The sequence below is a fragment of the Kitasatospora sp. NPDC048194 genome (assembly GCF_043202455.1).
In the GTDB taxonomy this organism is placed as follows: Bacteria; Actinomycetota; Actinomycetes; order Streptomycetales; family Streptomycetaceae; genus Kitasatospora.
Window position 1 is genome coordinate 139066 of sequence record NZ_JBIDAK010000018.1, and the last position, 18875, is coordinate 157940.

Here is an 18875-nt window from a genome sequence, read left to right on the forward strand (position 1 = left end):
CAATAGGCTCTGGGACCGTGACTACGGCGCGACTCTCAGACATCGCGGCGCAGGCGGGGGTCAGCGAAGCCACCGTCTCCCGCGTACTCAACGGCAAGGCGAACGTCTCCGCCGCGACCCGGCAGACCGTGCTGGCCGCGCTCGACGTGCTCGGTTACGAGCGGCCGACCCGCCTGCGCCAGCGCAGCGCCGGGCTGATCGGGCTGATCACGCCGGAGCTGAGCAACCCGATCTTCCCCGCGCTGGCGCAGGTGATCGAGCAGGTGCTGAGCCGGCACGGCTACACGCCGGTGCTGTGCACCCAGACGCCGGGCGGGTCCACCGAGGACGAACTGGTGGAGATGCTGGTCGACCGGGGCGTGGCGGGCATCGTGTTCGTCTCCGGGTTGCACGCCGACACCACCGCAGACCACGACCGCTACGCCCGACTGGCCGGGCGCGGGGTGCCGTTCGTGCTCATCAACGGCTACAGCGAGCGGATCGACGCACCCTTCATCTCGCCGGACGACCGGTCCGCGATGTGGATGGCCGTCCAGCACCTCGCCGAACTCGGGCACGAGCGGATCGGGCTGGCCGTCGGGCAGCGGCGGTACGTGCCGGTGCTGCGCAAGATGGAGGGCTTCACCGCCGCGATGCGCGAGGTGCTCGGGCGCAGCCGGGAGGAGGCCGAGGAACTCGTCCACCACACGCTGTTCAGCGTGGAGGGCGGGCACGCGGCGGCCGGCGCGCTGCTCGACAAGGGCTGCACGGCGATCGTCTGCGGGAGCGACATGATGGCGCTCGGGGCGATCCGGGCGGTGCGGCAGCGGGGGCTGTCGGTGCCGCAGGACGTGTCGGTGGTCGGCTTCGACGACTCGCCGCTGATCGCCTTCACCGAGCCGCCGTTGACCACGATCCGCCAGCCGGTCGAGGCGATGGCCACGGCGGCGGTGGACGCGCTGCTGGAGGAGGTCGGCGGGAACGCCGCCCAGCGCGGGGAGTTCATGTTCCAGCCGGAGTTGGTGATGCGCGGGTCCACGGGGGCCTGTCCGCGCTGAGCCCCCGGCGGGGGAGGGCCTGACGGCCGCGCGGTGCGCGATCGGACGTGAACGGGCGGGCCCCGGAGAGCAGTTGCTCTCCGGGGCCCGCCCGTTGGCGTGCGGCCTCCGTCCGGGCTCTGCCGGATGCCCGGGGGGTGGGCTTCCGGCGGGCCGGGCGACGCCGCAGCCCCCGGGGGCTCCCGGGGGCTGCGGAGGGTCGTGGCCGGACTGCGGCGCTACGGCACGGGGCCGGCGGCTGGCAGGAGTCGAGCCTCGTCAGCCGTCAGCGGTCAGCCGTCGACCGCAGCTGTCAGCGGTCAGCCATCGGCCGTGGACCGTCGTCTCAGACCCGGCCGGCGAAGTCCGGGGCCCAGTTGGCGACGGTCTGCTCGCGGACGCCCGCGCTCGGGTTGGCGGCCTCGACGTACTTGCCGCTGCCGACGTAGATCGCGACGTGGTACACGCCGGAGTCCTGGCCGTTGTTCGACCAGAAGAGCAGGTCGCCCGGCTGCAGGCTGTCCAGCGAGACGTGGGTGCTGGTGGCGGCCTGGTCGGCGGCGACGCGCGGGATGCTGATGCCCGCGGCGCGCAGCGCGGCCTGGGTGAGGCCGGAGCAGTCCCAGCCGCCGTTGCCGGTGCCGCCGTAGACGTAGGCCTGGCCGACCTGGGACTCGGCGAAGGACACCGCGGCCGCCATGCTGCCGGTGGCGGCCGGGGCCTGGGTCTGCGCCGGGGCGGCCGGCTTCGAGGCCTGGGCGGTCGGCTGGGCGTTCACGGCACCGCCGTTCGCGGCCTGACCGGCCTTCTGGGAGCGGTTGAACCAGTTGAAGTCCGAGCCGGAGGTGGAGGACTGGTCGGCCTGGGACTGGTCGCCGTCACCGAAGGTCAGGTGCTGGCCCGGGTAGATGGTGTCCGGGCCGTCGGTCAGGGTGCTGCGGTTGAGCTCGTACAGGCGCTGCCAGCCGCCCTGGACCTTGTGCTTGTCGGCGATCGACGACAGCCAGTCGCCCGCGACGACGGTGTAGTCGCCGCTCTGGGCGTGGGCCTGGCGCTTCTGCGCCCAGCTGCCCTTGGCGGAGTCGTCGGAGGGCTGCGCCTGCGACGGGGCGGGCGCGGCCGGCTGGGCCGGCTTCGCGGCCGGAGCCTGGCTCTGCGCGGGCTTGGCGGCGGGCTTGGCCGCGGTGCCGGCCGAGGTGTCGACGGCGGCCGGGGCGCCGCCCTTGGTCAGACCGGCCTGGACGGAGCAGACGGGCCAGGCGCCGGGGCCCTGCGAGGCGAGGACCTTCTCGGCGACGGCGATCTGCTGGTCCTTGGTGGCCAGGTTGGCCTGCGGGGCGTACGAGGTGCCGCCGAAGGCAGCCCAGGTGCTGGAGGTGAACTGCAGGCCGCCGTAGAAGCCGTTGCCGGTGTTGATGCTCCAGTTGCCGCCGCTCTCGCACTGGGCGACCTTGTCCCAGGTCGCGACGGAGGCGGCGTTGGCGGTGCCGGTGGTGAGGCAGGGGATGGTGAGGCCGACGCCCGCGACGCCGAGGGCGGCGATCACGCGACGGGTACGGCCGGACAGGCGGGTGCCGTTGGTGGGCAGCATGAAGACGCGGTCCTCTCCCACGCCTGCGAGGTGAGCTGTCGGATTCGGGCTGGAGTTGCCCGGCCGCGCTGTGGGCGCGGCTTCACCCCTAGCCCTGGACCATTCCGAGGAACGGCCCGGGGCGACTTACCTGTGGTTCCCCCGCTCCTGCCGTGGTGCGTTTTCGCGCTTGCCAGGACATCCGACGGCAGGACTCGGCGTCGCGGATGAACTGGGTCCGTGGGGTCACGAACGGGGAGCACGTTAAGCAGACTTAAGTTCAAACTGCAAATATCTGTGAGGTGCATCACGGTTTAGGGGAAACGGTCAAATTGGACACTAACCATGATCGCAAATGATCGTTTCCGGATAATCCACTTGCGCATTCCGGAAATTGTCTCCGCCTCAGGAATGCGGTGACGGAGTGTCGGAATCCCCGGCGGAGAACGTCGCGCGGCGGCCGGCGGCAATCGGCGGCGGTCGATGGAAGGCCGGAACGGCATCCGGTATTCCGGCGGGGAAAAGCCGACAGAACGGACATCATGCGCCATCTCTCGCCTAACTCCCGTCATTCCCGTACCGGGACAATCGGGCGGGCCCATGAGGGAGCCGGGCAATCGCGGCCGGGCCGGGCACGCGAAGGGCCCGGAACGGAGTCGTTCCGGGCCCTTCGGACCTACGGTGCGCGGGAAGTGGCCACCGGCGGCTGCCGGCGGACCTGAAGGCCGTCCGTCAGGCCTCCGGGGGCCCCTGGGCGGCCGCGTGGGCGCCGCGGGAGCCCTCCTCGGCCGCGGCCTCCTCCTCGGCCCGGGCCAGCTCCTCCGCGGAGGGCGCCGGCAGCGCGGCCAGGTAGGTGGAGGCGATCAGCTGGCCGACGGTCGGGTAGGCACCCAGCGGCGCGGCCGACGGGCAGCCGGTCTCCTCGGCGGCCGCGGCGAGCAGCTCGGAGTCCGCCTCGGGGCCGATCACCAGCGGGGCCAGCGCAGGGCGCTGGGAGCCGGTCTCCTTGAGGTGGTTGACGGCCCCGGCGACCGAGCCCGGTACGTCGAGCGCGGCGGCCACCACCGGGACGGCCAGCCGGGCGGCCAGCAGCACGCCGGTGATCCCGGCCGCGGCGGCCGCCTCCTCGCCGCCGACGGTGGTCAGCACCACGCCGTCCGCAGCGGTCGCGATGGCGAACAGCCGGGCCCGGTCGGCCCGGGCCAGGCCCGCCTCGGAGAGCCGCACGTGCACGGCCTCGGCCAGCAGCGGGTGCGGGCCCAGTGCGTCGGTGACGGTCGCGCCGTACTCGGCGGCGACGGCCTGCAGGCCGGCCAGGAAGCCGTGCGGCCCCGGGATCAGCGGCACCACGACGGGCGTCGGCAGGCCCGCCTCGGCGGCCGCCGCCAACAGCTCGGCGACCGTACGGTCGTCCCCGCCCTCGGCGCCGTCGGCCGGGAGGTAGCCGATCCCGGCCTGGACGCCGGTGTGCTCGCTGCGGACGATCGAGAGCAGTTCCTCGACGACCGAACGGGACTCGGGCCCGGCGGTCGCGGGCACGGCGAGCACCAGGGCCGGCGAGCCGGTGGGGATCTCGGGGCGCTCAGGGCGGCGGTGGCGCCCCCGCGCACGGGAGCCTGGAGTGCGGACGGGCAGTGGCGCGCCCGGGATGGCTGCGGTGCTCATGCCGGAGATCGTAGGACATCCGCCCGTCAGGCCTGCAGTCGGCTGCCGTACGGGTTTGGAGTGGTCGTGGTGCGCGGGTCGTGTCCCCGCCGTACCGGTTCGGGCCGTATGGCGACAATCCGGGCATTCCTCTCCCAACCTCCGGAAGTCCGTTCGCCGTTGCCCTGACGCGTCCGGTGGGCGATCGCGTTGCGCGTGGGGCGCGTGAGATGTCTCACAGCCCCGGCATCATCTGACGGAGCGTCACGAACGCGCGACTCCGGGCGTTCGAAGATCAACATTCAGCGGAGGGCCGCTCACGGCCGGTTATCGGCGCCTCGCCGATTCACTCGGCTATGTCCGTTTACGTACCGTCAGGAGAAGGGTCCGTGAAGACTTCGGGGCGGCCGGCAAAAAGGCTCGTGCACCTGCAATGTCCCGTGCTGATGCACGTGCACTGCGGCTATCATCGCGTCAAGTGAGGCGTTGTGCCGGACCGGTACGGGGCCGGTCCGTTCGTTCGGCGGTGCCGGGGCGCCGCGCTGGACGACAACTCCGGAGCTCTTCGGGAGACTTCTATGCACGACTCGCATGACTCGCACGACACGCGCGGTTCTGCCCGCGCCTACAACGGGATGGCCGCCGCCGACCTCGAGGGGGTGGTCTGGCAGAAGAGCCGGCACAGCAACTCCCAGGGCAACTGCGTCGAGTTCGCGGCCCTGCCCGGCGGCGACGTGGCGATGCGCAACTCGCGCTTCCCGGACGGCCCGGCGCTCATCTACACCCGGGCCGAGATCGCGGCCCTGCTGCTGGGGGCCAAGGACGGGGAGTTCGACCACCTGGCCGTCTGACCGGCCGCTGCTCCGCCATGGGGGGCCGTCGTGGGTGCTGACACCGCGACGGCCTTTGTCTTTTCCCGCGCCCCTTCCCGACTTGTCCCGCGACCGGCGGCCGGTCGGCGGTGAACGGGCGCGCGGGCCGCGCGGGAGGGCACGCGAGCCGGACGGAAGGGCCCGGGGGCCGCGCGGAAGGGCCCGGGGCGCGGTGCTCCCGGGTCGCCCTTCGGCCGGCCGCGCGCCGGGCGGCCCTAGGCCGAACGCCGGTGCCGTCCACCGACTTCGACCTGTCCGTCGAACCCGGCGCCGGTGGCCGGCGCGGCCTCGAACACGGCCCAGACCACCTTGCCGCTGCCCAGCGGGTGCCAGCCCCAGGAGTGGCTGAACGACTCCACCAGGTGCAGCCCGCGGCCGGACTCCGCGACGAAGTCCGCTTCCCTGGCGACCGGTCCGGTGCTGCTCGGGTCGCTCACTGCGCAGACCACCTGGAGTGCGCGGTGCACCAGGCTTATTCGGATCGGAAGCCGCCCGTCCGGGGCCTGCTGTGTGGGAAAGTCGAACTCGCCCCGGGCGCAGCCCGACGCGTCGGGTCGCGCGCCGATCGCGTGCCGGAGCGCGTTGGTCACGAGTTCCGAGGCCACCAGCGCGACATCGTCGAACAGCTCCGACAGGCTCCAGCGCTGGAGGGCGCTCCGGGTGAAGTCGCGTGCGGTTCTGACGGACTCGAAGCGAGGAGCGAGCGTGCAGGTGACCACGTGGGGGTCAACTGCCAAAGCCGTACCGGTGCTCATGAAGAGCTCCTCCCATAAGGGGGCGGACACGGCTGGACCCGCCGGGGTCATGCCGGTCACCTCCGACTCGCTCGGCCGCTCGGCCGCCCCCTCGACCAGGCGCCCGCGCACTCGAACGCCCGACGGCGAGGGGGACGCCGCCGGGTCGGTGCACGGAGTCGCGCGTGGGGTCGACGCGGAGCCCGCGGGATTGCCAGGGATGTGCAGGTGCACGTGCACCATGGTGGTCTGCGCTCACTGCAGATGCAAGAGTCGATTCACGTGCAGTCGCACAATTGGCATATGCAAGCGCCGGATGCACGTGCATCCTGGTGTGCGGAGTGCGGAACTGATAGGAACATCCGTCAGTATCGGCACCGTGAGCGCTCAACTGATGGCAGACTGTGCGCTGTTTGCCCTAGGTGGAGGTTTCGACCGCATGACCACAGTTCAGCCGGGCGGCGGCTCGATGGTCCGCCGGATCCTCCTCGGCTCGCAGTTGCGTCGCCTGCGCGAGGCGCGCGGCATCACCCGCGAGGACGCGGGCTACGCGATCCGCGCCTCCGAGTCCAAGATCAGCCGCATGGAACTGGGCCGCGTCAGCTTCAAGGAGCGCGACGTCGCCGACCTGCTCAGCCTCTACGGCGTGGACGACGGCCTGGAGCGGGAGGCCCTGCTCGGCCTGGTCCGCGAGGCCAACAAGTCCGGCTGGTGGCACAGCTTCAACGACGTGCTCCCGGGCTGGTTCCAGACCTACGTCGGCCTCGAGGAGGCGGCCCAGCTGATCCGCACCTACGAGGTGCAGTTCATCCCCGGATTGCTGCAGTCGGAGGAGTACGCGCGGGCGGTTTTCGGCCAGAGTCGGCCGGTCATCAGCGAGGAGGAGGTCGAGCGCCGGGTCAGCCTCCGCCTGCGCCGTCAGAAGCTGCTGACCGAGGGCGCCAGCCCGCGCCTGTGGGCGGTGATCGACGAGGCGGCGCTGCGCCGGCCGGTCGGCGGGCCCAAGGTGATGCGCGGTCAGGTGCAGTACCTGATCGACGTCGCCGAGCAGGCCAACGTGGTGATCCAGGTCATGCCGTTCCGCTTCGGCGCGCACGCCGGGGAGTCCGGTGCGTTCACCATCCTGCGCTTCCCGGAGCAGGATCTCGCCGACGTGGTCTACCTGGAGCAGCTCACCAGTGCGCTCTACCTGGACAAGCGCGACGACGTCGACGCCTACATCCAGGTCATGGAGCGGCTCTGCGTGGACAGCCTGACGCCCGAGCGCACCATAGACCTGCTGGCCTCGATCCTGAAGGAGCGCTGAGCCCCAGGCTCGGCAAGGGCCCCGGAGCCCGGCCCCGGTCGGCCGTCCTCGGCTCCCGGTCCGCGGCCCGGCCCCCGGCCGGACGCCGGCGGCACGTTCAGGGCCCTCCGCAACCGCCGTCCCCCGCCGTCAGCCGCGGGCGGGCGGCCGTTCGTGTTCCGGCGGCAACGGCTGAGGGGGGCGGCCCAGTTCCCAGGCGAGGTCGTAGCGGCGGAACAGGTCGGCCCGGATCGGCGCCAGCGGGACCTCCGCGCCCGGCAGCAGCACACCGATGCAGCCGCCCATCAGCGCGCTGCGCAGCACCGCGTGCTCGGCCGCCGGATCCGGCGCGCCCCAGTCCTGCAGCAGGCCCTGGAGGATCGCGCCGAGCCGCTGTTGTTCGGGGTCCTGGACGAAGGCGCCGGTGTCCGGGTCGAGGATCAGCGCCAGGTGCGCGCGCATGACCCGGGGGTGGTCGAGCGCCAGCCCGAGCACGGCGTCGATGGCACGGGCCAGCCGGTCCTCGGGCGAGGCCCCGGGCGGCAGTTCGGCCAGCGCGCCGGAGAGCGCCTGGTGCATCAGCCGGTGCGTCGCGGACTGCATCAGCAGCCGTTTGCCGTCGAAGTAGTACGAGAGCAGGCCGCGGGCGAGTCCGGCGCGCTCGGCGATGTCGGTCAGCGTGGTGCCCGCGTAGCCGCGCTGGTCAACGAGTTCCACGGTGGCCCGCATGATGCGTCGGCGCGAGCGTTGCCGCATCTCCTCATTGACCGAATCCCCACGAGGTGCCATCGTGTCAGCTCCGAACGTTCATTGGCTCCGAGCCAATATACTTGCGGAGCCGGCGACCGCGCCGGGGAACCGCGCCACGAGGGGCGCCGGCCGCGCGGCCGGACGACGGAGACGGCCGGCTCCACCAACACGGGGGTTTGGTGGAGCCGGCGCCGGCGGCCCGCGGCCGGGGGTCGGTCGCGGGCGGAGGCCGGCACGGTCAGTGCCTGGTCAGGACCTCGGTCCGGGCCGTGGTCGGCGCGACCGGCGCCTCGTCATAACCGGGCAAGGGCACGGGCGTTGAGGTCCCTCCTCGCCGCAGCAGGGCGCCCAGCGCGGCGATCAGCAGGCCGATCAGTGCGACCGCCGTCACGAAGGCCAGCGCCGGCCGGTAGCCGTCCAGCTGTGCCTGCGGGCTGTCACCGCCCGCACTGCCGGCCGTGATCATGGCGGTCGCCCCGGCCAGCACCACGGCGGTGCCGACCTGGATCGCGGTGTTCACCAGGCCCGAGGCCAGGCCCTGCTCCTCGTCGGCCACCCCGTCGGTGGCGGCGATGTTCACCGAGGGGAAGGCCAGCGCGAAACCGATGCCGAGCAGCAGCATCGAGGGCAGCACCAGCGTCAGGTAGGAGCTGTGCTCGTCCAGCCGGAGGAACAGGGCGAAGGCCGCGACGAGCGCCAGCAGCCCGATCGGCAGCAGCCGAGCCGTGCCGAAGCGGTCCACGATCGGCCCCATGAACGGCGCCGACAGCGCGATGAACGCACCGGCCGGCAGCAGCCCGAGGGCCATCTGCAGCGCCGACCAGCCGAGCAGGTGCTGGAGGTAGAGCGTGACGACGAACTGGAACCCGCCGTACGCGCCGGTCATCGCGAAGGCGACCGCATTGGCCCGGGCCACCGAGCCGTTGCGGAAGATGCCGAGCCGGACCAGCGGGTGGGCGGCGCGGCTCTCGATCAGCAGGAAGGCCGCGGCCAGCGCGATCACCACGGCCAGCGAGCCGAGGGTGCGCAGGCTCAGCCAGCCGGCGCCCTGGGCCTCGGTGACGGTGAACACCAGGAGCAGGACGGTCGCGGTGCCGGTGATCGCGCCGAACACGTCGTAGCCGCCCTCGGCGCGCTGCTCGGTCGGACGCGGGAGCAGGCGTACCGCGAAGGCGAGGGCGAGCAGGGCGACCGGAACGGGCATCAGGAAGGTCCAGCGCCAGCCGACGGAGGTGAGCAGGCCGCTCAGCACCAGGCCGAGCGAGAAGCCGCTGGCGCCGCAGGTGGTGTAGATCGACAGCGCCCGGTTGCGGGCCGGGCCCTCGGCGAAGGTCGTGGTGATGATCGACAGGCCGGCGGGCGCGGTGAAGGCGGCGCTGACCCCCTTGAGGAAGCGGGCGGCGATCAGCAGACCGCCGTCGTCGACCAGGCCGCCGACGAGGGAGGCGAGGGCGAAGGCCGTCAGGGCGACCAGGAAGACCCGGCGGCGGCCGAGGAGGTCGGCGGCGCGACCGCCGAGCAGCAGCAGGCCGCCGTAGCCGAGCACGTAGCCGGAGACCACCCACTGCAGGGTGGAGGTCGAGAGGTGCAGTTCGGAGCCGATCGAGGGCAGGGCGACGCCCACCATCGAGACGTCCAGGGCGTCCAGGAACATGGCGGCGCAGAGCACGATCAGGGTGCCCCAGAGGCGGGGTGTCCAGTGCAGCCCGCTGGTTGACGGTGCGTCGGGTGACGTGACGGTCGCGGTGGTCATGGGGAGGACAGTACATGCACGTGCATTCAATGCAAATGAATAAGATGTGAACGCATAAATTGCTGATGCATGTGCTAGGGTCGTCGCGTGGCAGAACTCGACTTCCGGGCGCCCGACTCGCCGACCGACGCCGGCCTGGTCGCGCAGTGGCGCGACCTGCTGGCCCGCCACGCCGCCACCGCCTGCCTGCTCGACCGTGAGCTGGGCGAGAAGTACGGGCTGGGCATGAGCGAGTTCGAGGTGCTGGAGCGCCTGGTGGAAGGGTGCGAGGCCGAGGGCCTTCCCGCGCTGCGGGTGGCCGAGCTGGCGCCCACCGTCCACCTGAGCCAGAGCGCCCTCTCCCGGCTGATCGCCCGACTGGAGAAGGCCGGGCTGGTGTCCCGGGCCATGTGCGAGAGCGACCGGCGGGGGATCATGCTGACCCTCACCGAGGCCGGGCGGGAACGCTACGAGCAGGCCAGGCCGCTCCACCGTGAGGTGCTCGCACTCACCCTCGTCGGGGAGATCGGGCCGGTCTGCTCGGAGCCCTCCACGGACTGACCCGGTGTCCGTTGCCCCGTGTCAGAACTGCGAGTTGAGCCCCGGAGCGACGGCCAGCAGGACGGCCGCGGCGGGCGCGGCGAGGGCGAACAGGGTCAGCCGCAGCCGGTGCGGCACCGACAGCCTCGGACGGCCGGCGAGCAGTCGGTCGACCCGCTTGGGGGACTGCGCCAGGCCGGGCGGACAGGAACCGAACACCCCGCGGTCCAGGTTGAGTTCGGCCAGCGCGAGGGCGGTGGTGTGCCGGCCGTGGCGGCGGGCGGCCCGGTCGTCGGCCGCCAGCTCGATCAGTTCCTCGACCTGGTCCCGGAAGGCGCTGAAGACGCCGACGCCGGGGAAGCCGGCGGCCAGCGCCTGGGCGACCTGCTGGAGCAGGTGGTGCCGGGCCCGGACGTGACCGCGCTCGTGGCTCAGCACGGCCGCCAACTCCCGGTCGGTGAGCTGCTGGAGAGCGCCGGTGGTGACGACCAGGCGGGAGTCCGGGCCGGGCAGTGACCAGGCTTCGGGGCGGACGTTCTCCAGCACCACCAGCCGCTCCCGGCGGCTCCGCGCGGCCGCGATCGCCTCGGGCAACTCCGGCGCGCGCGTCGACAGTTGGGCGTGCCGTCGATTGCGCAGCGCCTTCGCCGCCCGGGCCTCCCGGGTGAGCACCAGCACCGTCCGCAGGGCGCCCGCCGCCAGGACGACGGCGCACAGCCGGCCCCAGCCCTCGGCGTCCTGCAGACCGTACGCGGCCTCCACGCCGTGCGGGGCGCCGGCGAACACCAGCGCGCGCAGCTCGGGCATGGCGGCGGAGGCCGCGAGGACCAGGCCCAGCGCGCAGCACAGCAGCACGGCCGTCACCAGGCACTGCCACACCAGCAGTGCCAGCACGGGCTCGCGCTCGACCCACCGGGCCCGGGCCAGCCGGCGGGGCGCGACGGTCGAGAGCAGCAGCCCGAGCAGCAGCAGGCAGATCAGGGCGGTCATCCCATGGACTCCCCGGGTACGCGCGGAGCGCGGCAACGCGCTCCCTGCCAACCTATGCGCTGTCGACGTCCCGTGGAACGGCTTTCGACGAGCCAGTGACCAACGCCACGCGCGGGTGCGGCGCTTGGGGAGCGTCCGGCGGCCGTGGGGAGCGGGCGGGCCGGCCCCGCACGGCCGGGCCGGCGCCTCATGGTCAGGCGGCCCGTCACATGGTCAGGCCGGCGCCTCGTGGTCAGGCGGCCGTCACATGGTCAGGAGCATGGCGAACATGCCGATGCCCATGGTGAGGCGGCAGGCCTGCGGCAGGCCGGAGGTGCCGAGCACCAGGGTGCCGGCCGGCAGCAGCCGGGCGCCGGCCCACAGGGAGTAGCCGCCGAAGTAGAGCAGGAGGGCACCGGTCAGCAGCGGCGCGCCGAGCACGGCGGCGTGGTGGTGGTGCCCCACCGGGGAGGCGGTCATCGCGAGCGCGGTGTACGTCATGGCGAGCGCGCCGATGGCATGGTGCAGCCGGTGCGCTCGGCCGGTCGGTGCGTACAGCGCGGCGAGCAGGAAGGCGGCGGCGGGGAGTCCGAACAGGCCGGCCCAGACGACGGCGGGCACGGTCGCTCCGGTGACGGCCATCGCCGCCATGCCGAAGCCCATCAGGGCTTCGGCCGCGTCGGACTCCCGGGCATGCCGCCGAGGGCCGGGGTCGGCGCCAGGGGCGGCGTTCCGCAGGCGGGTCAGGCAGTGGACGCCGGCGGCGGCGGTGACGAGGGCGAGGAGCCAGTCGACCAGGTGCGGTCCGGACAACGGCAACCTCCCGGGGCGACGGGCGCAGCGACGGTCGTCCGGCCATGATCACCGCTGCCGCCCCGGCGTGGACAGGCGCGTGCGGGGGCGCACAGTGGTGCCCACTGTGGTGCGGCCCCTTTCTCACCACCCGTCGACCCGGCCGCAACCGGGCTGCTCGCGCCAAGACCCGGCTCCCCGCACCGCGACCCCGCTCCCGCACAGCGACCCGGCCCTCCGCACCGCGGGGCGCACTGCGGCGCCACGCGCTCCGTACGCCGACCCGGCCCGACCGCCGCCCGGGCCCGCTCAGCCCTGGAGCCGGCCCGAGGCGACCACCCGGCGGAGGAACTGCCGGGTCCGCTCCTCGCGCGGATCCCCGAACACCTGCTCCGGCGGCCCCTGTTCGAGCACCACCCCGCCGTCCAGGAAGCAGACCCGGTCGGCGACCTCCCGTGCGAAACCCATCTCGTGGGTGGAGAGGACCATCGTCATGCCCTGCTCCTTCAGGTCCCGGACCACCGACAGCACCTCGCCCACCAGGACCGGGTCGAGCGCCGCGGTGATCTCGTCGAGCAGCAGCAGCCGGGGGCCGGCCGCCAGCGCCCGGACGATGGCGACGCGCTGCTGCTGCCCGCCGGAGAGCCGGTCCGGGTACTCCTTCGCCTTGCCCGCCAGCCCGAGCCGGTCCAGCAGTTCGAGCGCCCGCGCCTCGGCCTCGGCCCGTCCGACCCGGTGCACCCGACGCGGTGCGAGCGTGATGTTCTCCAGCACCGTCATGTGCGGGAACAGGTTGTACGACTGGAACACCACCCCGATCCTGCGGCGCACGGCGTCCTCGTCCGCGCGCGGGTCGGTGATCTCCTCGCCGTCCAGGAAGATCGCCCCGTCGTCGATCCCCTCGAGCAGGTTGACGCACCGCATCAGCGTCGACTTCCCGGAGCCGGACGCCCCGATCAGCGCCGTCACCGAGTGTTCGGGCACCACGAGGTCCACGTCGCGCAGCACCACCTGGCCGCCGAAGGTCTTGCGCACCGACTCCAGCCGGAGCACCTCCGTGCCGCTCATACCGCCCCTCCCTGCAGCTGCCGGCGGTTCATCCGGGTGGTCAGCCAGTCGGCGACCCGGGTCAGCGGGATGGTGAGCGCGATGAACACCAGCCCGGCCACCAGGTACGGCGTGAAGTTGAAGGAGCGCGCCGCGATGATCTTCGCGGCGTACACCGCGTCGATCGCCCCGCCGATCGAGACCAGCCCGGTGTCCTTCTGCAGGCTGACCAGGTTGTTGATCAGCGGCGGCACCACCCGCCGCACCGCCTGCGGCAGCACGACGTACCGCATCGCCTGGGCGTTGGTCAGCCCCAGGGACCGCGCGGCCGCCCGCTGACTCGGGTGCACCGACTCGATGCCCGAGCGGAACACCTCCGAGACGTACGCCGAGTACGTCAGCACCAGCGCGGCCCCGCCGAGCAGCAGCGGATCGGTGGTCACCCCGCTGAGCCGCAGCGCCGGAACCCCGGTGATCATCACCAGCAGGCAGATGATCATCGGCAGGCCGAGGAAGAAGTCGACGTACACGGTGGCCAGCAGTCGCACGGGCAGGAACACCGGCCCGCGCAGCGTCCGCAGCACCGCGAGCAGCAGGCCGAACACCAGGATCAGCGCCCCGCAGCCGAGCATCAGCTCCAGGTTGAGCCGCAGGCCCTTCAGGACCTCCGGAAGCGCCTGGCGGGCGTAGTCCGCGTTGAAGAAGGCCTTCCGCGTCACCTCCCAGCCGGGGGAGTTGACGACCAGCAGGTACAGCGCCGCCGCCGTCACCACGGTCGAGGCCGTCGCCACCAGCGCCGAACGCCGGGCCCGGCGGCGCCGGTACGCCTGGTGGGCCAGCCGCCGCGCCGACGGGCGGTACCCGTCGTCGTCCTGCTCCGGGGGACCGGTCAAAGTGACCGGGCCGGCCGGCCGCGCGTCCCCGCTCACTTCAGGACCGGTGCCGAGACGGCGTCCGACAGCCACTGCTTCTCCAGCTTCGCCAGCGTCCCGTCCGCCCGCAGCGCGTCCACCGCCCGGGACACGCAGGAGGTCAGCTGCGAGCCCTTGTCCAGCACCAGGCCGAACTGCTCGCTCCCGGAGGCGGCCTCGAACTGGCCCACCACCTGGGCCTCCGGCACCTCGGCGCCGGTGATGTAGAAGGCCGTCGGCAGGTCCACCACCAACGCCTCCACCTGGCCGTTCTTCAGCGCGGCCTTCGCCAGGTCGTTGGAGTCGAACACGGCCGGCCGGTTGTTCGGCTTGATGGTGCCGGTGATGGTGTCCAGGCTCGTGGTGCCGACCTGCGCGCCGAGCTTGGTGTCCTTGAGGTCCGCGATGCTCTTCGCGTTCGCGGCCTTGGAGTTCTTCAGCGCGATGACGGCCTGACGCACGTCGTAGTAGCCGGAGGAGAAGTCCACCGCCTGCTTGCGCTCGTCACTGATGGACACCTGGTTGATGTCGAAGTCGAAGTCCTTGGCACCCGGCGCGGTCGCCTTGCCGAACGGCGAGACCACCCAGCCGACCTTCTCCTTCGGGTAGCCCAGCTTCTCCGCCACCGCGTACGCCACGGCCGACTCGAAGCCCTTGCCGTTCTCCGGCTTGTCCTCGGAGAACCACGGGTCGTAGGCCGGCTGGTCGGTGCCGACGGTCAGCTTCCCCGCCGTGCGCGTGGCCAGCGCGCCGGGCGCGCAGGCCGCCGCCGCACCCGCCGTCCCCGAGGCGGCGGACCCGCCGGACCCGGCCTGCTGCGGCGCGCACGAGGTCAGCGCGGTGGCGGCGATCACCAGGGCGGCGAGGGGCAGTGCGGCGGACGGCTTGCGGAGGGTCATGGCAGCGCTCCAGAGGAAGGACCGGGCAGGGCGGCGAAGCGGGACGGGGTGGAGGAGGAAGGGCTCGGCGCCGCGGGCGGGGCGGGACGCGTCCCGGCGGGTCACTTCCCCGGTGGCGGCGCCGGGACACACACGGCATGGTCGGCGTACGGGCCCGCGTGCGCGGCGTCCTCGGGCCGGCTCGACAGGGCGGCGGATCGACACGGTGGCGGACCGCCGACCGCGGCCGGCTCGGCAGCGTGACAGGGGCGGCGGCGCGACCGGGTCAACACCAGGGACGACAGCGGTCGCCGCGGCCGCCCGCGCGACAGCGACGGCCGGTCTGCCGACGCGCCGTCTGCCGACGGGAGCGCGGCCGGTACGGGCCGTCGTGGCGTTCGGCCACCGTGATCACCGCCGGGAACATGCCGGGAGGTTCGCATCAGAGCAGCACATCTGTCCAGGACATCCAGATCAGTGTCCACATGCCGGACTGCGGTTCCCGGCGCAGGATTTCGGGCCGTGGCGCCAGGACGCCGGAGCTTTGTCCGTCCGACCCCCCTTGAACGGGAGAACCTTTCGTATCTATGGTGTCCTCGTTGAATAACTCCTGCCGAAGTGAGTCCACGATGCAGAATCTTTCGCCAAGGCTCGCTGCGGCGGCCGACGCCCCGGTTTCGACCCTCGCCGCCCACCCGGCGTGGCTGCGCCTGAAGGAAGCCGTCGAGGCGCTGCGCCCGCTGCAGTCCAAGGACGGTTCGATCGACCTGTCCGCCGTCCAGCGGCACACCGTCGACCCGCTGGTCGCGACCGTCCGGGCCGCCGTCAAGGAACTCGCCCCGAACTTCCCGCACGACGCCGCGTACCTGGCGGCCGTCGACGCGGACCTGGCCAAGTGGGCCGACACCGGCTTCCGGGAGCCCGACTTCCTGGACTCGCTGCTCGCCTTCCAGCCCGCCGACCAGCGCGAGGACGGCCTGGAGCACCTGGTCGTCTTCCCGATGTACACCCAGAACGGGAACCCGGACCGCAACCTGGAAGCCGTGCTGCTGCGCGTCGTGTGGCCCGACTGGCTGGCCGAGCTGGAGCGCACCCGCTTCGACAACCCGATGTTCGTGCCGATCACCTTCACGGACTTCACGGCCGGCTACGACACCAACTCCGCCGTCCTCTTCCCCGAGACGGTCGCCGTCCGCAAGGCGCCGGAACGTTTCACCTGGGGCGGCATCTTCTGCGACCGCGAGGCCGCCCGCTTCCGCGCCGTCACCACCAGCGCCGTCCAGCAGCTCGGCCTGGAGATCCCGGCCGACGCCGAGGGCCTGCTCGAGGACCAGCACCGCGCCCAGGAGACCTTCGTCCTCTGGGACCTGGTCCACGACCGCACCCACAGTCACGGCGACCTGCCGTTCGACCCCTTCATGATCAAGCAGCGCAGCCCGTTCTGGATGTACGGCCTGGAGGAGCTCCGCTGCGACCTCACCACCTTCAAGGAGGCGGTGAAGCTCGAGGCCGAGGGCAACCCGCACGCCCGCGACGTCCAGTACGCGATCCTCTTCGACCGCCTGTTCCGCTTCCCGGTCACCGGCGACCGCGTCCGCAACTACGACGGCCTCGGCGGCCAGCTGCTCTTCGCCTACCTGCACAAGCACGACGCGCTGCGCTGGCGCGACAACCGCCTCAGCATCGACTGGGACCGCGCCCAGCAGGTCACCAACGCGCTCTGCGGCGAGATCGAGACCCTCTACCGCGACGGCATCGACCGGCCCAAGCCGGCCCACTGGATCGCCGCCTACCAGCTGGTCTCCCGCTACCTCACCCCGCACCCGGCCTCCACCTGGGCCAAGGGCCCGGAGGCGCTGCCGCTCGACATCACCGACGGCAAGGCCCTCAACAAGGCGCTGTGCGACGCCGTGCTCCCGGACGAGTTCCCGCTGAGCATGTTCTACGAGGCCCTGTCCAAGAAGCTCAGCGGCGTCATCGCCGCCACCGCCGGCATCACCGGCGCCGGTATCCAGGGAGTTGCCGCGTGACCACCACCACCCCCGACACCAAGCTGGCCGGCAAGGTCATCGCCGTCGCCGGGGCCAGTGGCCCGGCCGGCCAGGCGGTGCTGCGCCGCCTGGCCGCCGACGGCGCCACCGTGATCGGCGCGGACATCGACGCCCAGCGACTGGACTCGGCACTCGACGCCACCCGCGTCGCGGTCCGCGGCGCCAAGGTCAGCGGCCAGGTGATCGACCTCCTCGACCCGCAGGAGGTCCACGACTGGGCCGACCACCTGGAGGCCGAGCACGGCCACGTCGACGGCCTGTTCCACCTGGTGGGCGGCTGGCGCGGCAGCAAGACCTTCTTCGACACCCGCCTGGACGACTGGGACTTCCTGCACGACACCGTCGTGCGGACCCTCCAGCACACCTCGCTGGCCTTCCAGCCCGCGCTGGTCCGCAGCCAGGCCGGCCGCTACGCGATGATCTCCGCCTCGGCCGCGCACAAGCCCACCGCGGGCGGCGCCGCCTACGCGGCCGCCAAGGCCGCCACCGAGGCCTGGACCCTCGCCATGGCCGACTCCTTCAAGAAGGAGACCACCTCCCCGGACGGTGAGCCCACCGCGGCGGCTGCCATCCTGGTGATCAAGGCGTTGGTCAGTCCCGAGATGCGGGCCGAGAAGCCGGAGGCGAAGTTCGCCGGCTTCACCGACACCGCCGACCTCGCCGGCCACCTGGCGGGCCTCTGGGACCGCCCCGCAGCAGAACTGAACGGACAGCACCTGTGGCTGACAGCCCGATGACCGAGCTCACCCGAACGGACGCGGTACGGCGGCACGACCCCGCCGTCCGCGGCTTCGCCAGCGACAACTACGCCGGCGTCCACCCGGAGGTCCTCGCCGCGATCGCCCTCGCCAACGGCGGCCACCAGGTCGCCTACGGCGAGGACGACTACACGGCGCACCTCCAGGACGTCTTCCGCCGCCACTTCGGCGACAAGGCCGAGGCGTACCCCGTCTTCAACGGCACCGGCGCCAACGTGGTCGCCCTCCAGGCGCTCCTGCCGCGCTGGGGCGCCGTGGTCTGCGCAGAGACCGCCCACATCCACGTGGACGAGGGCGGCGCCCCGGAGAAGATGGGCGGCATCAAGCTGCTCACCGTCCCCACGCCGGACGGCAAGCTCACCCCCGAGCTGCTCGACCAGCAGGCCTGGGGCTTCGGGGACGAGCACCGCGCGCAGCCGCTCGCGGTCTCCATCACCCAGAGCACCGAGCTCGGCACCCTCTACACCGCCGACGAGATCCGCGCGATCACCGAGCACGCCCACGAGCTGGGCATGCTGGTCCACGTAGACGGCTCCCGCCTGGCCAACGCGGCCGCCTCGCTCGGCCTGCCGCTGCGCGCCTTCACCACCGACGTGGGCGTGGACGTCCTCTCCTTCGGCGGCACGAAGAACGGTCTGCTCTTCGGCGAGGTCGTGGTGGTGCTCAACCCGGAGCGGGTGCGCAACATCAAGTACCTGCGCAAGACCTCGATGCAGCTCGCCTCGAAGATGCGCTTCCTCTCGGTGCAGTTCGAAGCGCTGCTCTCGGGCGACCTCTACCTGCGCAACGCCGGCCACGCCAACGCGATGGCCAGCCGGCTGGAGGCGGCGGTCCGCAAGATCGACGGCGTCGAGGTCGTTCGCCCCGTCCAGGCGAACGCGGTCTTCGCCGTCCTCCCGCGCGAGGTGAGCGAGCGGCTGCAGAAGCGTTACCGCTTCTACTTCTGGAACGAGCACACCGGAGAAGTCCGCTGGATGTGCGCGTACGACACCTCGGAGGCCGACATCGACGCCTTCGCGGCGGCCATCGCCGAGGAGATGGGCCGCGCCTGACGGCCCGCCGACCGCTGATCGTCCCGTCCCGCGACTGCGGGGCGGGACGATTTGCATGTGGCGGGTCGGTGCCCGTACAGTTCCGGAGTCGCCGCGGGAGACCGGGGCGACAAGGCGGAAAGCGAATCCGATGAATGAAACTCCGGAAAATGGAGCGGAAAACATCTGATAAGCTGGAGAAACGAAAGAACGAAGCGCCCGGAGGGCCCGCTGGAAGGCGGCCTGAAGGAAGTGTCCGTTCCTTGAGAACTCAACAGCGTGCCAAAAGTCAACG

The 18875-nt window shown here is 72.3% G+C and carries 17 protein-coding genes and 1 riboswitch; of the genes, 7 read left to right on the forward strand and 10 right to left on the reverse strand.

What is annotated here, in order from left to right; all coding sequences use genetic code 11:
* The first annotated feature begins 17 nt into the window (after window positions 1–17).
* A complete protein-coding gene (locus ACGF07_RS22280; RefSeq protein WP_350740376.1) occupies window positions 18–1037 on the forward strand; it encodes a LacI family DNA-binding transcriptional regulator in 1020 nt (339 codons plus the stop codon).
* A 325-nt stretch (window positions 1038–1362) separates the two neighbouring features.
* Here ACGF07_RS22280 and ACGF07_RS22285 read toward each other — a convergent pair whose 3' ends face one another.
* Both ACGF07_RS22285 and ACGF07_RS22290 read right to left on the reverse strand, forming a co-directional pair.
* Window positions 1363–2628 (reverse strand): transglycosylase family protein, encoded by a 1266-nt coding sequence (locus tag ACGF07_RS22285; protein WP_392901393.1) that lies wholly within the window; start codon window positions 2626–2628, stop codon window positions 1363–1365.
* Window positions 2615–2785, reverse strand: a riboswitch (cyclic di-AMP (ydaO/yuaA leader). Its footprint overlaps the gene before it by 14 nt.
* Before the next feature lie 533 nt (window positions 2786–3318).
* Window positions 3319–4251: a hypothetical protein gene (locus ACGF07_RS22290; RefSeq protein ID WP_392901394.1), complete on the reverse strand. Its 933-nt coding sequence runs from the start codon at window positions 4249–4251 to the stop codon at window positions 3319–3321.
* Between the two features lie 557 nt (window positions 4252–4808).
* Between ACGF07_RS22290 and ACGF07_RS22295 the strand changes: the two genes are divergently transcribed.
* Entirely contained in the window at window positions 4809–5081 is a 273-nt protein-coding gene (locus tag ACGF07_RS22295) for a DUF397 domain-containing protein (protein ID WP_350749882.1), read from the forward strand.
* A 236-nt stretch (window positions 5082–5317) separates the two neighbouring features.
* Here ACGF07_RS22295 and ACGF07_RS22300 read toward each other — a convergent pair whose 3' ends face one another.
* Complete coding sequence (locus tag ACGF07_RS22300; protein ID WP_392901396.1) at window positions 5318–5857, reverse strand: ATP-binding protein; 540 nt, start codon at window positions 5855–5857, stop codon at window positions 5318–5320.
* Between the two features lie 418 nt (window positions 5858–6275).
* On the opposite strand from ACGF07_RS22300, the gene ACGF07_RS22305 reads away from it, so the two are divergent.
* Window positions 6276–7142 (forward strand): helix-turn-helix transcriptional regulator, encoded by an 867-nt coding sequence (locus ACGF07_RS22305; protein ID WP_218199978.1) that lies wholly within the window; start codon window positions 6276–6278, stop codon window positions 7140–7142.
* A 129-nt stretch (window positions 7143–7271) separates the two neighbouring features.
* On the opposite strand, the gene ACGF07_RS22310 is transcribed toward ACGF07_RS22305, so the two are convergent.
* Together ACGF07_RS22310 and ACGF07_RS22315 are read right to left on the reverse strand one after the other, a co-directional pair.
* Window positions 7272–7838: a TetR/AcrR family transcriptional regulator gene (locus ACGF07_RS22310; protein WP_392901398.1), complete on the reverse strand. Its 567-nt coding sequence runs from the start codon at window positions 7836–7838 to the stop codon at window positions 7272–7274.
* A 271-nt stretch (window positions 7839–8109) separates the two neighbouring features.
* Complete coding sequence (locus tag ACGF07_RS22315) at window positions 8110–9624, reverse strand: MFS transporter (protein WP_392901400.1); 1515 nt, start codon at window positions 9622–9624, stop codon at window positions 8110–8112.
* An 87-nt stretch (window positions 9625–9711) separates the two neighbouring features.
* Here ACGF07_RS22315 and ACGF07_RS22320 point away from each other — a divergent pair, with 87 nt between their 5' ends.
* Window positions 9712–10164: a MarR family winged helix-turn-helix transcriptional regulator gene (locus ACGF07_RS22320; protein WP_392901402.1), complete on the forward strand. Its 453-nt coding sequence runs from the start codon at window positions 9712–9714 to the stop codon at window positions 10162–10164.
* 21 nt (window positions 10165–10185) lie between these two features.
* On the opposite strand, the gene ACGF07_RS22325 is transcribed toward ACGF07_RS22320, so the two are convergent.
* The 5 genes from ACGF07_RS22325 to ACGF07_RS22345 form a co-directional block, all read right to left on the reverse strand.
* A complete protein-coding gene (locus tag ACGF07_RS22325; RefSeq protein ID WP_392901404.1) occupies window positions 10186–11133 on the reverse strand; it encodes a M56 family metallopeptidase in 948 nt (315 codons plus the stop codon).
* Between the two features lie 243 nt (window positions 11134–11376).
* Window positions 11377–11925 carry a DUF5134 domain-containing protein gene (locus tag ACGF07_RS22330; RefSeq protein WP_392901406.1) on the reverse strand — a complete coding sequence of 183 codons (549 nt, stop codon included), beginning with the start codon at window positions 11923–11925 and terminating at the stop codon, window positions 11377–11379.
* 288 nt (window positions 11926–12213) lie between these two features.
* A complete protein-coding gene (locus tag ACGF07_RS22335) occupies window positions 12214–12972 on the reverse strand; it encodes an amino acid ABC transporter ATP-binding protein (protein ID WP_350748125.1) in 759 nt (252 codons plus the stop codon).
* A complete protein-coding gene (locus tag ACGF07_RS22340; protein ID WP_392901408.1) occupies window positions 12969–13844 on the reverse strand; it encodes an amino acid ABC transporter permease in 876 nt (291 codons plus the stop codon). Before ACGF07_RS22340 ends, ACGF07_RS22335 begins: the two co-directional genes overlap by 4 nt.
* Window positions 13845–13876: 32 nt before the next feature.
* Window positions 13877–14761 (reverse strand): ABC transporter substrate-binding protein, encoded by an 885-nt coding sequence (locus tag ACGF07_RS22345; RefSeq protein WP_350748129.1) that lies wholly within the window; start codon window positions 14759–14761, stop codon window positions 13877–13879.
* Between the two features lie 608 nt (window positions 14762–15369).
* Here ACGF07_RS22345 and ACGF07_RS22350 point away from each other — a divergent pair.
* From ACGF07_RS22350 to ACGF07_RS22360, 3 genes are read left to right on the forward strand one after another with little or no spacing between them, the layout of a single operon-like run.
* Entirely contained in the window at window positions 15370–16770 is a 1401-nt protein-coding gene (locus ACGF07_RS22350; protein WP_350748132.1) for a DUF6421 family protein, read from the forward strand.
* Window positions 16767–17528, forward strand: a complete 762-nt coding sequence (locus ACGF07_RS22355) for an SDR family NAD(P)-dependent oxidoreductase (protein WP_392901410.1) — start codon at window positions 16767–16769, stop codon at window positions 17526–17528. Before ACGF07_RS22350 ends, ACGF07_RS22355 begins: the two co-directional genes overlap by 4 nt.
* Entirely contained in the window at window positions 17525–18601 is a 1077-nt protein-coding gene (locus ACGF07_RS22360) for a threonine aldolase family protein (RefSeq protein WP_392901424.1), read from the forward strand. The genes ACGF07_RS22355 and ACGF07_RS22360 overlap by 4 nt, the downstream gene beginning before the upstream one ends.
* Window positions 18602–18875 lie beyond the last annotated feature (274 nt).

What these genes read in the sequence shown, in the direction of transcription:
- ACGF07_RS22315 (WP_392901400.1), bottom strand. Translation starts at nt 9,624, where the DNA reads ATGACCACCGCGACCGTCACGTCACCCGACGCACCGTCAACCAGCGGG.
- ACGF07_RS22360 (WP_392901424.1), top strand. Translation starts at nt 17,525, where the DNA reads ATGACCGAGCTCACCCGAACGGACGCGGTACGGCGGCACGACCCCGCC.
- ACGF07_RS22350 (WP_350748132.1), top strand. Translation starts at nt 15,370, where the DNA reads ATGCAGAATCTTTCGCCAAGGCTCGCTGCGGCGGCCGACGCCCCGGTT.
- ACGF07_RS22335 (WP_350748125.1), bottom strand. Translation starts at nt 12,972, where the DNA reads ATGAGCGGCACGGAGGTGCTCCGGCTGGAGTCGGTGCGCAAGACCTTC.
- ACGF07_RS22295 (WP_350749882.1), top strand. Translation starts at nt 4,809, where the DNA reads ATGCACGACTCGCATGACTCGCACGACACGCGCGGTTCTGCCCGCGCC.
- ACGF07_RS22305 (WP_218199978.1), top strand. Translation starts at nt 6,276, where the DNA reads ATGACCACAGTTCAGCCGGGCGGCGGCTCGATGGTCCGCCGGATCCTC.
- ACGF07_RS22325 (WP_392901404.1), bottom strand. Translation starts at nt 11,133, where the DNA reads ATGACCGCCCTGATCTGCCTGCTGCTGCTCGGGCTGCTGCTCTCGACC.
- ACGF07_RS22290 (WP_392901394.1), bottom strand. Translation starts at nt 4,251, where the DNA reads ATGAGCACCGCAGCCATCCCGGGCGCGCCACTGCCCGTCCGCACTCCA.
- ACGF07_RS22345 (WP_350748129.1), bottom strand. Translation starts at nt 14,761, where the DNA reads ATGACCCTCCGCAAGCCGTCCGCCGCACTGCCCCTCGCCGCCCTGGTG.
- ACGF07_RS22300 (WP_392901396.1), bottom strand. Translation starts at nt 5,857, where the DNA reads ATGAGCACCGGTACGGCTTTGGCAGTTGACCCCCACGTGGTCACCTGC.